A 15,468-nucleotide genomic window follows, 5' to 3' on the forward strand; every position below is an offset into this window, starting at 1 on the left:
AGGCGATCGATGTCCGATCTCTGCGTACATCAGTTGATCGAGGCCCAAGCGGCGCGCACCCCGGACGCGCCGGCGATCTTTTCCGCGGAGGGGGTCCTGACCTTCCGCCAGCTCGACGACCGGGCGAGCGCGCTGGCCGCCCGGCTCGCCGCGCGCGGGGTGCGGCCGGAGGTCCGGGTCGGGGTCGCCGTGGAGCAGCGGGCCGCCCGCTGGCTCGTGACCGTGCTGGCGGTGTGGAAGGCGGGCGGCGTCTACCTTCCGCTGGACCCCTCGCTGCCGCCGAAGGTCGTGGCGGGGATGCTGGCCGACGCGGACGCCGAGCTGGTGCTCCGCGACGACCCGGAGCGCGAGTTCGAGGGTTCCGGCTTCGAGGTGGTCGACCTGGCCGACCTGGCCGACCTGACCGGCCCGGCCGACCGGCCCGCGGCTCCGGTGCTGTGGCCGGCCAACCTCGCCTACTGCTTCTTCACCTCCGGCTCGACCGGCAGGCCGAAGGCGGTCGGGATCTCGCACGCCAGCCTGATCGGGCACGCCACCGCGATCCGGGCGGAGCTGGGCATGCGGGCCGATGACCGGTTCCTCCAGTTCACCTCGATGCACATCGACGCCTCGCTGGAGGAGGTGCTGCCGGCGTGGCTGGCCGGGGCCGCGGTCGTGCTGCCGGACATGGCCCGGCCGACCAGCGTCGAGCTGACCGAGCTGATCGCCGCCCGCGAGGCGACGATGGTGAGCCTTCCGAGCAACTACTGGCACCAGTGGACCGACGACCTCGTCGCCGGGATCGTGTCGCTGCCCGCCAGCCTGCGCACGGTGTTCGCCGGCGGCGACAAGATGCGGATGGACCGGCTCGCCGCGTGGCTGGAGGTCGTCGGCTCGCGGCCGGTGGGCTTCGTCGCCGACTACGGGCCGACCGAGACCACGATCAGCTGCACCACCTACCGGCCGGACCCGGCGGATCTGCCGGACATCGGGCTCGTGCCGATCGGGCGGCCGCTGCCCGGGGTGACCCTGCACCTGCTCGACGAAGACCTGCGGCCGGTGCCCGACGGCGAACCCGGGGACGTGTGGATCGCCGGCTTCGGCCTGGCCCGCGGCTATCTCGGCGCGCCGTCCACCACCGCCGACCGGTTCTGGCCCAACCCGTTCGGGCCGCCCGGCTCGCGGATGTACCAGACCGGCGACCGGGCCAGCCTGCTGCCGGACGGGAACATCCAGTTCCTCGGCCGGTCCGACCGCCAGGTCAAGATCCGCGGCTTCCGGGTCGAGCCCGGCCAGGTGGAGAACGAGGTGCGGGCCTGCGCTGGCGTCCACGACGCTGTCGTGGTCACGGCCGACGACCCGGTGTCCGGCAACCGGCTGATCGCCTACGTCGAGGGGGAGCAGACGCCCGAGGCCGACGCCGCGCTGCGCGCCGAGCTGGCCGAGCGGCTGACCGCCGTCATGGTGCCGCAGACCGTCGTCTGGATGGACCGGATGCCGCGGTCCCCGCTGAACGGCAAGGTGGTGCCGAGCCAGCTGCCGCCGCCGCCCGCCCCGGCCGACGCCGACGAGTCCGAGTCGGTCACGTCGCCCGGTCTGGAAGGCGTCGTCGCGCGGCTCGTCGCCGACGTGCTTGGCCGCCCGGCCGGTGCCGAGGAGGACTTCTTCGCGGCTGGCGGCGATTCGCTGCGCGGGCTGCAACTGCTCAGCGGCATCGCCCAAGCCACCGGTGCCGCGCTGACGTTCAACCGGCTGCGCTCCGCGCCGACCGTGACCGCCCTCGCCGCGGTGGTCAAGGGAACCCGGCGGCAAGACGCCAGCGGCGGAATCGCCGCGGCGGCTGGCGAGCACGGCGAGTGGCGTCCGGCCTCGCGCGGCCAGGCCGCGCTGTGGTACCTGGACCAGCTGCAGCAGGGCGCCGCGACCTACGCCGTTCCCCTCGGCTACTGGATTTCCGGACCGCTCGACTTCGCGCGGATGGACGCCGCGCTCACTGCGCTGGTGGAGCGGCACGAGGCGTTGCGGACCACGCTCGCGGACCGGGACGGCCGCGTCTGGTCCCGGCTCCGGCCGCCGGAACCGGTCCGCACCGCGGTGGTTTCCGCCGCCGGCCACGCGGACGCGGTGCGCCTGGCCGAGGCCGAGGCGGCGCGGCCGTTCGACCTGTCCGCCGGGCCGCTGCTGCGGTCCTCCTGCTACCGGGTCGGCGACGAGGAGCACCTGTGGCTGCTCGACGTGCACCACAGCGCCTTCGACGCCTGGTCGCTGGGAGTGTTCTGGCGGGAGTTCGCCGCGCTGTACCAGGACCGGCCGCTGCCCGCTCCGTCCATCCGGTTCGCCGACTACGTGGCCTGGCAGGAGAACTGGCTGGGCTCGGAGGAAGCGGACGCCCAGCGCCAGTACTGGACCGAGCAGCTCGACGGCGGCGCACCGGCGCCGGAGCCCGGCAAGCCGACCGGAGCCGAAGGACAGTCCGGGTTCGCGATCCCGCTCGGGCTCGCCGGCGTCGAGCTGGACGCGGTGGAGCGGGTCGCGGGCGCGTGCGGATCCACCCGGTTCGGCGTGCTGCTGGCCGGTTTCCTCGCCGCGCTGCACCGGATGCCGGGCGGCGCCGACGACGTGGTGGTCGGGGTCCCGATGGCGGGCCGGGTCCGGCCCGGGACCGAGGACCTGGTCGGGTACCTGGTCAACACCGTGCCGCTGCGGATGCGGTTCGCCCCCGGCATGCGGTTCCGGGAGCTGGTGGAGCGCACGGACGCGGAGCTGGCCGAAGCGCTGTCGCGGCAGGACCTGCCGTTCGCGGAGATGGTCGGCGGCCTGGACCGCGGCGGGGACGCCGCGGGCAACCCCGTCTTCCAGACCATGTTCGTCTTCGAGTCCACCCCGATGGACGGCGGCGGCGAGATCGCCGGCCTGGAGATCGCCGAGCAGCAGCTCCACTCCGGCACCGCCAAGGTCGCGCTGACCTGCACGCTGCGGACGGACGGCGGGACGCTCACCGGCGAGGTGGAGTATGCCGACCGCCGGTTCGACCGCCCGTCCGCCGACCGCTGGCAGGACGGCTTGGTGACGCTCCTCGAAGCCGCGCTGGCGGACCCGTCGGCGTCGCTCGCGGAGCTGCCGCTGCTTCCCGCCGAGTCGGCCGCCGCGCAGATGGCCGCGATCAACGCTGGCCACGAGGACCGCGCTGCCGCCGAAACGCTCCTGCACGACGGTTTCGCCGCCGCGCTGGCTCGCGACCCGGACGCGGTGGCCGTGCAGGCGTGGACGAGTTCGGTCAGCTACGCCGAACTGGACGCCCGCGCCGAGGCGATTGCGACCGCGCTGGCGGCGGCGGGTGCCGGGCCGGAATCAGTGGTCGGAGTGTGCGTCCCGCGCTCGGTGGAGTCGATCGCCGCCGTTCTCGGGGTGCTTCGCACGGGTGCCGGCTTCGTGCCGCTCGACGCGGGCTACCCGGCCGAACGCCTCCGCTGGATGGCCGCCGACTGCGAGATGACGGCGGTCGTCGCGGCGGGGACGCCACCGGCCGGGCTGGAGGGCCTGCCGGTCGTCGACCCGGGCGCGCCGAACGGGGGAGAAGGCCGCGGTGCGGTCCGGATCCACCCGCGGAACACGGCCTTCGTCTATTACACGTCGGGGTCCACCGGCCGGCCCAAGGGCGTCGTGATCGACCACGGCTGCGCGGCGTCCCGGGTGGAGTGGATCGCCCGGCGGTACGAGCTTGAGCCTGGCAAGCACGTGGTGCACAAGACGCCGTTGATCTTCGACGTCGCGATCTGGGAGATCTTCTCGACGCTCGCCGCCGGAGCCACCATCGAGCTGGCCGAAGCGGGCTCGGAGACCGACGTGCCGTACCTGGCCGAGCTGCTCGCCGAGCCGGGCACGGTGCTGGCCCACTTCGTCCCGTCGATGCTGGACATGTACCTGGCCACCGTTCCGGCCGCCAAGTACCCGGACCTCGCCTGCGTGCAGACCTCCGGCGAGGCGGTGCCGGCGGCGCTCTTGGAGCGCTTCGCCGCGCACTTCGACGTCGACCTGCACAATGCGTACGGCCAGACGGAGACCTCGGAAGTCGCGCTCTGGACCGGGCGCTCCTGGCCGGACGGCGGCGTCCCGATGGGCCGTGCGGTGAACGGCTACCGGCTGTACGTCCTCGACGGGGCGCTGGCTCCGGTGCCGCCGGGCGTGGTCGGCGAGCTGTACGTCGCCGGGGTGAACGGCCTGGCCCGCGGCTACCTCGGCCAGCCGGAGCTGACGGCGCAACGGTTCCTGCCGCATCCCTGCCCGGTGGTGCCGGGCGAGCGGCTGTACCGCACGGGCGACCTGTCCTGGCTCGACGACGAGGGCGTGCTGCACTACGCCGGGCGCGCGGACGGCCAGGCCAAGGTCAGGGGAGTGCGGGTCGAGCCCGGCGAGATCGAGGCGGTCGCGGAGCGCCATCCGGCGGTCGAGCGGGCGGTCGTGGTGGTCCGCGAGGACGAGCCCGGCGCCAAGGAGATCGTGGCCTACCTGGTCGCCCCGGACGCGTTCGTCCCCGAGGTGGCCGACTACGTGGCCGGCTACCTGTCCCAGTACCTGCTGCCCGCGGTGTACGTGAAGGTGGACGCCCTGCCGCTGACCCCGTCCGGCAAGGTGGACCGGCGGGCGCTGCCCGTGCCGACCATCCGGGACCGGGAGGCGCGCACCAGCGCCTCGGAGGTCGCCTCGCTGATCGAGGCGGAGGTCGCCGAGGTGTGGTGCGACCTGCTGCAGGTCAGCCAGCTCGGGCGCAACCAGAACTTCTTCACCGTCGGCGGCACCTCGCTGTCGGCCCTGCAGTTGCTGCAGCGCATCAAGACCCGGTTCGGGGTGGCGATCTCCGTCCGGCAGTTCTTCGACGCACCGACGATCGCGGGCGTCGCCTCCTGCCTGGAGACGGCGCTGGCCGCCGAAGTGGCCACGCTGTCCGACGACGACGTCGCCGAGCGGCTCGGCGACGCGGACGGAGCACTCTGATGGCACCTTTGGACACCAACAAACAGCGCCTGCTCCTGAAGATGCTGCGCGAACGGGGCGGCGCGGCCGAAGCACCGCGCATCGCCCCGGTGCCGCGCGGCACCGCCGTTCCGCTCAACCCGTCGCAGGCGCGGATCTGGTTCTCCTGCCGGCAATACCCGGACAGCAGCGAGTACAGCATCCCGGACCTGCGGACCCTGGAACGCGCACTGGACTTCGAGACCCTGCGCGCCGCCACGGCGGAGCTGATGGCCCGGCACGACGTCCTGCGGGTGCGGATGTTCGAGCGCGACGGGGTGCCGATGCAGCAGGACTGCGGGCGGCTGGAGCCGCCGGTGACCTGGCACGACCTGCGGCACCTGCCGGCGGACGAGGCGGCGGAGAAGGCCGCCGAGACCGCGGGCCAGGCGGTCGAGCGCCCGATCCCGCTCGACGAGCCGTGTTTCTTCGCGATCATCGGCTTCGCGCTGCCCGGCGAGCGCACGATGCTGGCGGCCAACTTCCACCACCTGGTCGCCGACGGGCTGTCCCGGCAGCACGTCATGGCGGAGCTGGAAGCGCTGCTGGCCGGCCGGGCGCTCGACCCGCCCCCGCCGGTCGGCTTCCTCGACTACGCGGCCTGGGAACGCGAGCACACCGACGAGGCGCGGATCGAACGCGACCTGGCCTACTGGACCGGCAAGCTGTCCGGCGACCTGCCGGTGCTGGACCTGCCGCGGGACCGTCCCCGCCCGGCCAGGGCCAGCCGCGCCGGCTACACCGTGCCGGTCACGATCCCCGCTCCGCTGCTGACGCGGCTGCAGCGGCTGGCCGCCGACGACGGGGTCACCCTGTTCGTCGTCGTATTGGCCGCGTACAAGCTTTTCCTGGCCCGGATGGCGGGGCAGCGGGACATCCACGTCGGCGTCCCGCTGGCCGGCCGGGACGAGGAGGTCGCCGAGTCGATCGTGGGCTGCTTCGTGCGGTCGGTGCCGCTGCGCACCGACCTGTCCGGCGACCCGACGTTCCGCGAGGTCGTCCGCCGGGTGCACGAGGGACTCCTGGAGGCCCACGACCATCAGGCCGTGCCGTACGACCGGGTGGTGGCCGAACTGGGGCTGCCCCGGCTTTCCGGCGTGCACCAGGTGTTCCAGACCATGATCACGCTGGCGCACCCGGTCGGCGGAGGCGGGTCGGCAGGGAAGAGCGTCGGGCTGAACACGAACTCCGTGATGTGGGACCTGGCACTGAGCCTGTTCCCGGACGGCGACGGCCTGGGCGGGCTCCTGGTGTACGCGGCCGACCTGTTCGATCGGGAGACCGCGCTCCGGTTCGCCGGCGTTCTCGAGCATCTGCTGGCCGAGGCCGCCGAGCAGCCGGACGCGCGAGCGTTCGAGCTGCCGTTGCTGCCGTTGGCAGAGCCGGAGCACCGGCCAGTCCCGGACCTCCCGTATCGCACGCTGGCGCAGCCGTTCGAGGAACAGGTCCGGCGCACTCCGGACGCGATCGCGGTGCGCGGCGCGGAAGGCCAGCTCACCTGCGCGGAGCTGAACGCGCGGGCCAACCGGCTGGCGCGGTTCCTTCGCGACGTGGATCCCGTTGTGGCGCTTTGCCTTTCCCCGGGGACAGACCAGACGGTCGCGCTGGTTGCCGCGGCCAAGGCTGGCACGCCGTACGTAATGCTTGACCCGGAGGACGTCCGGCTCCGGGCGATGCTGGACGAGGCCGCCCCGGCGGTGGTGCTCGTCGACGGAGCGACAGCGGGCCGTGTGCCAGCCGGACCATGGCGGGTGCTTTCGTTCGCGGAGCCCGGCCCGTGGGCCAGCGGGTCCGCCGACGACCTGCCGGTCGAGGAAACTGGGCGGGACCTGTTCTGCCTGCGGTACGCGGAGGACGGCACCGACCGGCCGCCCGCGATCGCGTACCCGGTCGAAGGGGCGCTTGCCGAGCTGATGCAGCTTCAGCAAGACCATCCGCTCGACATCGGCGACGTGACGCTCCTGGCGAAGCCCGAGGACTGCTTCTGGCCGCTGTCGCAGGGTGTGACGGTCGCGCTGGCCCCGCCGGAGGTGCTCCGCGATCCGCGACTGCTGCCGGATTACGTTGAGACGTACGGAGTGACGACACTTTCGGTCGTGCCGTCGATGGCACCGGACCTGGCCGGGTTCCCGGGCAGCCTGGTCGCCGGGTACGGGCCCGCCGAGACCGGACGGATCACCGAGCACGGCAGGCCGGTCGCGCACCGCGCCCTCTACGTGCTGGACGAGGCACTGGCTCCGGTGCCGATCGGTGTGGCCGGCGAGCTTTACGTCGGCGGCGAGATCGGCCTCGCCCGCGGATACCACCGGCGGCCGGCGCTGACCGCGGACCGGTTCGTGCCAGACCCGTTCGGTGCCCCCGGCACCCGCATGTTCCGGACCGGCGAGCTGTGCCGGCGCCGGGCGGACGGCGTGCTCGAACACCTCGGCCCGATCGATCGGCAGGTCCGGATCCACGGTCTGCGCGTCGCGCTGGCCGAGATCGAGGCGGCCTTCGCCGACCAGGACGAGGTATGGCGTGCCGTCGTGGCCGCGACCCCGGAGGGTGGCCTCGCCGCTTTCGTGGTGCCGGACGGGGAACGCGAGCTGTCCGTGAAGAGACTCGTCGACGGTGCCGCCGTGCGACTGCCGGAGTACCTGATGCCGGAGACCGTCACGGTGGTGGAGGAGATCCCCCGGAAGGGCGGCGGCGAGATAGACGTGGCCGCACTGCTCGACCTCCGGGACCGCGACGCGGACGCCACCGACGCCGACCGCACCGACGCGCCGGAGACCGAACTGGAGGCGCGGCTGGCCGCGATCTTCAGCCGCATCCTGCGCCGGGACACGGTTTCGGTCACCGAGAGCTTCTTCGACATGGGCGGCCACTCGCTGCTGGTCTTCAAGCTGATCGAGGAATGCGCGAAGGAACTCGGGCTGGAGCCGAGCGTCCAGGACGTGTTCACCGGCCCGACAGTCCGCGCGCTGGCGGCGACGCTGGGCGCGATGCGCACCGCGGCGGGCGTCGAGCCGCTGGTGAAACTGGTCGAGCATCCCGGCGCTTTGCTGGTGGTCTTCGTGCACGCCGCGAGCGGTTCCGTGCTGCCGTTCTACCAGGTGGCCAAACGGCTCGGGCGAGAGTTCGCGGTGTACGCGCTCCAGTCGCCGCCCGACGCTCCGCCGTCGTCGATCGAGGAGATCGCGGCCCGCTACGTGGCCGAAGTCGACGCGGTGCGCGGCGTCGCCCCGGTCGTGGTCGCCGGCTGGTCGATGGGCGGCGGCGTCGCGCTGGAGATGTCCCGCCGCTGGCTGGACCGCGGCGAGCAGGTCGCCGCGACCCTGATGCTGGACACCTGGGCGCCGCCCGCGTTCATGTCCACGGCCGAGGATGCCGAGCAAGTCCGCCGTTCAGTCCTGGAACTCGACGTGCTGCGTTTGGAGGGAGCTGACGCCGCCACCGCCCGCATGGACGAGCTGACCGCGACGGTTGAGCGCAACCGCGCGGCGTTCCTCGACTACCGGCCGAAGCCCTACCCGGCGGAGGTGGACCTGCTGCGCGCGAGCGACCCGCTGCCCGCCGACGCGCCGCCGTTCCCGGCCGGCTACCTCGACGGCGACCGCGGCTGGTCCGCTGTCGCCGACGTGACGGCCAGCGAGATCACGGGAAACCACCTGAGCCTTTTCGACGAGGAGCACGCCGACCAGCTGGCCGAGGCGATCAGCGCTGCGATCGCCCGGAGGGCGGGCTACGAGGAAATCTGAACCGGGCCCGGCCGCCCCCGCCGGGGTGGCCGGGCGCGGCCCTGTCGCCGATGCCAGGGACGCAGAGCAGCGCCGTGGGTGCCGTGGCGGCTGGTCTGCTCAGGTCGAAGGGGCTGGCCAGGGCCGGTGCGGCTCGTGACGGGTCGGCGGGCGCAGGACTCGTGGTCCGTGAGGGGAACCTTCACAGACGCTGATTCCCTCAGGGTTCCCTTCACGGACCTTCGGGCAGGGGCGTGCGGGTATCAATCGGGCACTTCGGCGGCCCTGGCGTCCTTTGTGGACAGTCAGCGGACCGTGCCCGCGCGGCTGATGCCCCTGGCGGTACCGGGTTCAGCAGGGGCAGGCGGGCGACCCTCCTGCCTGCCCCATCCCGGTTTCCCGCATCAGCCGCGCCAGCGGCCAGCCCGTGCCGCTCGCGTCGGACTCGTAGCGGCGGATCACCGACTCCCGCACGGACTCCGGCTGCTCCTGGCTGAGCTTGAATAGAGCCTCCACCGAGTCGACCGTCATCCGGAACGCGCCGACGGCGGGCACGATCCGGCGGAAGTAGTCGACCGACGCGGCCTGGTCCCAGCCCGCCCCGAAACGGCCCTCCAGGCGCGCGGCTGTCCACCGGACCACGTCCAGCGTCGCCTCCAGCCCGTCGACCAGCCGGAGGCGGCCGCAGACGTGCACGGCCGCGAAGTTCCACGTCGGCGCGGCCGGGTCGCCGGGGTAGACCGCGGGCGTGACGAAGCCGCCCGGCCCGTCGAACATCAGCCGGGCGTGCATGCCGTCCGCCAGCGCCTTCCAGTGCGGGTTGGCGCGGTTGAGGTGGCCGACCAGTTCGGTGCCCGGCAGGGGACCGGACTCGGGCTCGCCCGGTGCGACGAGCGCGGGCAGGCGCGTGGCCAGCGGCGCGTGCTCGCCGTTGGTGGTGAACGTCGCCAGCGGGTGGCCGTCGATGATCCGGCGGTGCCACACCTCGTCTTCGATCCGGTAGTGGCTGGGCACGAACATGGCTTACCGCCTCACTAGCGACAGACCGCGTATGCCTGGCGCCCGCGCGGGCCCGCCGCGACCCGGACGAAGCCGGTCGCGGGGTCCACGCCGGCGGCACAGACCTTGCTGAGGGTGCCCGGGGGCACCGCGGCGACCCGGTGGCCCCGCCGTTCCAGCTCGGCGAGCACCTCCGGGCCGAACGAGCGCTCCGCGATCACCGAGCCCGGGTTCGACAGGCGCGGCGCGAACGACTGCGCGAAGTGGCCGATGTTGCAGGCCGGAATCTCGGTCGCCTCCTGCGGTTCGACCCCGAACTCGGCGATCGCGAGGAACGCGTGGAGGGTCCACTGGTCCTGCTGGTCGCCGCCCGGCGTGCCGAACGCCAGGAACGGCTCGCCGTCGCGCAGCACGACCGTGGGGCTCAGCGTCGTGCGGGGACGCCGTCCGGGGGCCAGCGAATTCGGGTGCCCCTCGGTGAGCCAGGCCGTCTGGCCGCGGGTGCCCAGCGCGAAGCCGAGCTCCGGGATCACCGGCGAACTCTTGAGCCAGCCGCCGCTCGGCACGGCGACCGCCAGGTTGCCCCAGCGGTCCACGACCGCGACGGTGCAGGTGTTTCCGGCGCCGGCGCGGGGCACGGCAGTGGTCACGGTGGGCAGGCCGCTGCGCAGCTGGGTCAGCCAGTCCGGCTCGTCGGCTCCCGGCTCCTCCGGCGGTTCGGCCTGCGGGATCCACGGCTCGCCGCTGCCGACCCGGCCGGGTTCGGGGTCGAGGTTCGCGCGGTCGCCGATCAGCGCGCGACGCTGCGCGGTGTATTCGGGGGCCAGGAGTTCGTCCAGCGGAACCGGCGTCTGCAGCGGATCCCCGTACCAGGCCTCGCGGTCGGCGAACGCGAGCTTGGCCGCCTCCGCGAGAGTGTGGATGTACTCGACGCTGCCCAGCCCCATGCCGCGCAGGTCGCAGCCGGAGAGAATGGCCAGCTGCTGAAGGAAAACCGGTCCCTGCGACCACGGCCCCGGCTTGTGGACGGTGTAATCCCCGTACGCCAAGGAGTACGGCTCTTCGACGCTCGGCTGCCAGGCCGCCAGGTCGTCGCCGGTGAGCAGGCCGCGGTGCGGGCCGCCGGTCGAGTCGAACACGTCGGTGGTCCGCGAGAAGCGGTCGATCTCATCGGCGACGAAGCCCTCGTAGAAGGCGCGGTGGGCCGCTTCGAGCTGGGCCACCCGGTCGTTCGACGCGGCCTGCGCCTCGCGGATCAGCCGCTCGTAAGTCTTGGCCAGCGTCGTGTTCCGCATCCGGGAGCCGGGCAGCGGAGCCTCGCCGCCGGGCAGGTAGGTGCGGCCCGACGCGGCCCACTCGGTGCGGAACAGCGGGGCCATCGTCGCGATCGTCGACGCGGCGGCGGGCAGCAGCGGATAGCCGCTGGAGGCATAGCCGATCGCCGGTTCGAGGACGGTGGCCAGCGGCATCGAGCCGAACTCCGCGAGCAGGCGCGTCCACGCCCCGAAGGCACCCGGCACGGTCGCGGGGAGCAGGCCCGCCGCGGGCATCTGCTTGATGCCCAGCGCGGCGAACCGGTCGATGGTCGCCGCCTGCGGCATGGGGCCCTGGCCGCAGATGACGCGGACCTTGCCGGTCGCGCGCTCGTAGACGGAGATCACGACGTCGCCGCCGGGCCCGTTCGAGTGCGGCTCGACCAGTTGGAGGGCGAAGCCCGCGGCGGCCGCCGCATCGAAGGCGTTGCCGCCGCGGTCGAGGATGTCCATGCCGACACCGGACGCGAGCCAGTGGGTCGCGGCCACGGCGCCGAAGGTCCCGGTGAGCTGAGGGCGCATTACGGTCATCGCGCGGCCGTCCCGGTCAGCAGCAGGCCGAGGCAGTACGTGCCGGGTTCGGCCTTGCGCGTCACGAAGTGGTGCACGGTCCCGGCCGGGATGAAGAACGTCGCGGGGGAGCTGAGCAGGTGGTGTTCGCCGTCGGCGACCACCTCGATGACGCCGCCGCCCGGGTTCGGGGACAGCAGGAGGTAGATCTCGGGGACCTCGTGGGTGTGCGGGGCGGCGACCGGCTTGTCCACCTTGTCGCTCAGCTCGCCGCCGGCCAGCTCGAACGCCAGCCCGCCGTACATGTCGTCGGTCAGGTAGAAGGGCGTCGGCGCGTGATGGCCCGGAACCTCCTTGAACAGCGGGAGATCGGTCCGGGAGGAGGGTGCGGCGGCGGGTGCGGGACGGGAGTCCATGGACGTTCCTCCGGGTACGGCGGGGATCGGGCCGGGTCAGGCCGGGGTCAGGTGGAAGATGAAGCTGGACGCGGGAAGGTCGATGAGCCGCTGGTCGGCGAGGTGCCAGCCGCTTTCGGCGATGACCGAGTACCACTCGTCGAGCGTCGGCAGATACTGGTCCATGATCGCGTGCACGGTCTCGAACCCGACCGTGAACATCGGCAGGTCCGGGCCTTCGACGCCCACCGACCGGCACGTGTCGCCGAGGATGAGGCCGCGCAGGTTGGGGAAGATCTCGCGCAGCCGCTGCAGGGTCTTCGCACAGGCGTCCCGCGGCCAGAAGTCGTGGCCCATCAGGAAGCAGGTGACCAGGTCGACGTCGGCGTACTCCGGCCGCGGCAGCATGTCCAGGACGTCGTCCTGGGTCAGCGTGATCCGGTCCTCGAGCTTCGCCTCCCGGACGGCCTCGCCGGCGACCGCCAGCGCGCCCCGCGCGATGTCGACGCCGATCGCCTGGACGCCGGGCCGCTCGCGCGCCAGCATGATGATCCGGTCGCCGCTGCCGCAGCCGAGGTCGGCGACGGTGGTGAAGTCGAGGCCGTCGAGGACCTCCCGCAGCGGCGGGTCGAAGAAGTTGCGGGCGATGCTCCGGCAGGCCACGCTGATCGCCCGCGCGTCCCGGCGCATCTGGCGGTCGGCGCCCTCCTCGACGCGGACCAGCGTGGTCAGGTCGGTGAACAGCTCGCCGCAGCCCCGGGTCAGCCAGTAGAAAAAGCCCCTGGTCCGGAACGCCTCGTCGAATCCCGGCCCGCGCCGGACGACTTCTCCTCCGGCGTCGAAGACCACGATCCGGCGGCTGGAGAGCGCGGCGAGGACCTGGCGGACCCCGTCCGGATGGGTGCTGGTGCGGGCGGTGAACTCGGGCAGCTCGACCGCGCCGCGCTCGGCGAGTTCCTCCAGCAGGCCGATGTCCCAGGCCGCGCTGAGGGCGGCCGCGGCCACGGCGCCGTTGAAGGTGTCCGCGCAATATCGCGATTCCTCGGGCGAGGTGTTCGGCACGACGGTCATGTAAACCTCAACTCTCGGATCGGGAGCTAGCCCGGACGGTCGTCGGTGGGTGGGACTGGCTCGCCGGCGCGCCCGCGAGGCACAGGATTTCCAGGACGCAGTCGGCCAGTGCGGCCTTGCGCTGCATCAGTTCCGGGGTGCGCAGCAGCGGCGGCTCGTCCTGTGCGCTCGATGCGAAGGCGGGGTACAGGCCGTTCGCGGTGACGTCGAGGAAAACGGCGTGCAGCCGGCGAACCAGCTGGCAGGCGAGCGTGTGCTGGGAGACGGCCGAGCGGGTGGTCAGGAAGATGCCGTCGTACAGCCACCGCAACGTGGTGCGGTGCAACTGCTTGCCGCCCTTCGGCCGGGGACTCCGCAGCAGCGAGGACACGCCCGTGGGCAGCACCTTGTCCGGGATGCCTTCGTGGACCTGCTCGTTGAGTTCGCACTCGCGGCGCAGGGCGTCCGTGGCTCCGCCGGGGGCGAACGCCGTCTTGCCCACGATCAACGGCCGCACCGGCGCGTAGTCCCGGGCCCATGCGCCGCTGAGATTGACGTGCTGGCGCGCCATCGGCATCCGGATGACCCGCGCGTAGATGTCGCGGGGCGCGGAGCTGGCGTAGAGCAGCAGCAGCGAATAGCCGCACACCAGCACGCGCGCCTGCTCGGCAAGCTCCGGGACTTCGCCCGGCGCGGCTTCGATCTCCTGGAGGACGGCCGCGAGCTGTTGCCAGATCAGGAAGGTGGTCTGATGGGCGGTGATCCACCGGAACCAGAACAGCCGGTCGATCTCTTCGTCGCCGTCCGGGCGCAGGTGGTCGAGAGCGGCGGGGGACACCTGGGCGAGCTGGCTCCGCAGCGCTCCGACCCGCGCCGGGTCGAGGACCGCGGTGCGCGGCAGCCACTGCGCGGGCAGGGCCAGCGGCTCCAACCCGTAGGGATGACCGCCGAACTCCCACTCCTTCCCGCCCGGGAAGTCCGTGACGACGGCCGGTGTCTCAAACGGATCCATCGGCGCTGTCCCGTCCCTCGGCGGCGTCCGGCTGGTAGGTGAACTCGACCTCCAGGCCGTTGACGTCGTAGGCGTAGAAGCTCTGCATGCCCTGCGCGTCGATGTCGATCTCGGTGGCCGGCTCGTCGCGGACGAAGGTGTAGCGGCCCGACTCGTACAGCTCCATCCACCGCAGCCGCCACAGCCGAAGCTGCTCGGCCGTGCCGACCCGGATGCACAGGTGCTGGAACTGGTTCGCTTCGCTGGCCGGCGGCGCGTGCTTCCCGGCGGTCCGGGTGAACAGGTGCAGCCGGATGTCTCCCGCGGCCACCTCGACCACGCGGGCCAGCCCGGGCAGCCGCTGCCTGCTGAGGGGGGAGAAACCGTCGTTCATCTCCCAGGAGACGGTGCCGCCCAGGAACTCCTGGTACCAGGCGACCGCGTTCTCCAGGTCCATCGTCTGGATGCCCACGTGGTCGATCGCCCCGGCCAGTGGCGCCGGGCGGACCACGTCAGATGTGGTGGTGGCCAAGGTGCTCTCCTGATTCGGCGGCCGTCGGGAACCGGCTCGCGCCGTTAGTCGTCGGCGGACCGTTCGATGGTGAAGTACCGGTGCAGCTCGTCGATGTGCCGGACTATTTCCGGATTCCCGGAATCGCGTGCGATGTCGGTCATCATGGTCCACACGAAATCGTCGCCGCCGTGGTAGCGGTAGTGCTTCTTGATGACGATGCTGAATATTTCCTCGACCGTGTCCATCGTGGCGACTCCGGCCAGTTTCCGCAGGGCGGCCCGGTCGGCGTCGGGCAGCGGCGGCCGGTTTACCTTCCGGTTTTCCGGGATGCCGGTTTCCGGGCTCCGGCCCTTGAGATTGACCAGCGGTTTGTCCGAAGGCGTGTCCACGAAGTCGAGCATCATGTGGATGCGTTGCTCGGTGGAGAGCACCGCCGCCGAATGGATCTGCGAGGCGTCGAGGAACCAGACCTCGCCCTTGCGCATCTGGAAGACCGTGTTGCCCTCGTTGAAGAAACAGTCCCCGTTGGTGACGAGCGGGATGTGCAGGCGGTGGACGCTGCGCGAGACGTCCGGGATTTCGGTGAATTCGAGCAGGTCCCGGTGCGGGATGATCACGCTGTTCTGCACCTTCGCCAGCCGCACGAAGTTCAGCCGCTCGAGGTCGACCAGGCCGCTGATCAGCTCGCGCAGATAGGGCATCTGGTTGGCGTACTCGGTGAACGCCGACGGCTGGCGGTGGTCGTAGGAGGTGACCACTCCGTCGCCGACCTGCCCGCCGCGGGTCCAGATCATGCAGCTTTTGTATGCGCCTTGGGAAAGGTAATCGCTGTGCGCCTCGGACCACGGGAACAACTCGGCCTGCGCGAGGTCTTTGGCGAGCCGGGCGTCGTCAAGCGGGGTGTCCGCCACATAGTGGGTTCGCATCGGATCACGCCATTCCGTTCAGTCGAATTTTGCACTCTCCTTCGAGCGTAGGCGACGGT

At 72.2% G+C, this 15,468-nt stretch carries 9 protein-coding genes; 2 read left to right on the forward strand and 7 right to left on the reverse strand.

Annotated elements, in window-relative coordinates:
- Positions 1 to 9: 9 nt before the first annotated feature.
- Together ACFSVL_RS10715 and ACFSVL_RS10720 are read left to right on the forward strand one after the other, a co-directional pair.
- Positions 10 to 4,974 (forward strand): amino acid adenylation domain-containing protein, encoded by a 4,965-nt coding sequence (locus ACFSVL_RS10715; protein WP_378302983.1) that lies wholly within the window; start codon positions 10 to 12, stop codon positions 4,972 to 4,974.
- Positions 4,974 to 8,732, forward strand: coding sequence for a non-ribosomal peptide synthetase (locus ACFSVL_RS10720; protein WP_378302985.1), 3,759 nt, complete (start codon positions 4,974 to 4,976; stop codon positions 8,730 to 8,732). Before ACFSVL_RS10715 ends, ACFSVL_RS10720 begins: the two co-directional genes overlap by 1 nt.
- A 330-nt stretch (positions 8,733 to 9,062) precedes the next feature.
- Here the strand turns inward: ACFSVL_RS10720 and ACFSVL_RS10725 are convergent, their stop codons facing one another.
- The 7 genes from ACFSVL_RS10725 to ACFSVL_RS10755 are packed head-to-tail and all read right to left on the reverse strand — an operon-like array spanning position 9,063 to position 15,409.
- A complete protein-coding gene (locus tag ACFSVL_RS10725) occupies positions 9,063 to 9,731 on the reverse strand; it encodes an FMN-binding negative transcriptional regulator (protein ID WP_378302987.1) in 669 nt (222 codons plus the stop codon).
- Between the two features lie 14 nt (positions 9,732 to 9,745).
- Entirely contained in the window at positions 9,746 to 11,512 is a 1,767-nt protein-coding gene (locus tag ACFSVL_RS10730; RefSeq protein ID WP_378302989.1) for a gamma-glutamyltransferase family protein, read from the reverse strand.
- 38 nt (positions 11,513 to 11,550) lie between these two features.
- Entirely contained in the window at positions 11,551 to 11,949 is a 399-nt protein-coding gene (locus tag ACFSVL_RS10735; RefSeq protein ID WP_378302991.1) for a cupin domain-containing protein, read from the reverse strand.
- A gap of 36 nt (positions 11,950 to 11,985) precedes the next feature.
- Complete coding sequence (locus ACFSVL_RS10740; protein ID WP_378302993.1) at positions 11,986 to 12,999, reverse strand: class I SAM-dependent methyltransferase; 1,014 nt, start codon at positions 12,997 to 12,999, stop codon at positions 11,986 to 11,988.
- 7 nt (positions 13,000 to 13,006) lie between these two features.
- Positions 13,007 to 13,990: a hypothetical protein gene (locus ACFSVL_RS10745; protein WP_378302995.1), complete on the reverse strand. Its 984-nt coding sequence runs from the start codon at positions 13,988 to 13,990 to the stop codon at positions 13,007 to 13,009.
- On the reverse strand, positions 13,977 to 14,501 hold the full coding sequence (locus ACFSVL_RS10750) for a VOC family protein (RefSeq protein WP_378302997.1): 525 nt from the start codon (positions 14,499 to 14,501) through the stop codon (positions 13,977 to 13,979). The genes ACFSVL_RS10745 and ACFSVL_RS10750 overlap by 14 nt, the downstream gene beginning before the upstream one ends.
- A gap of 44 nt (positions 14,502 to 14,545) precedes the next feature.
- Positions 14,546 to 15,409 carry an aspartyl/asparaginyl beta-hydroxylase domain-containing protein gene (locus ACFSVL_RS10755; protein ID WP_378302998.1) on the reverse strand — a complete coding sequence of 288 codons (864 nt, stop codon included), beginning with the start codon at positions 15,407 to 15,409 and terminating at the stop codon, positions 14,546 to 14,548.
- Between the last annotated feature and the right edge of the window lie 59 nt (positions 15,410 to 15,468).

The organism is Amycolatopsis silviterrae (genome assembly GCF_042684085.1).
Lineage (GTDB): Bacteria > Actinomycetota > Actinomycetes > Mycobacteriales > Pseudonocardiaceae > Amycolatopsis > Amycolatopsis silviterrae.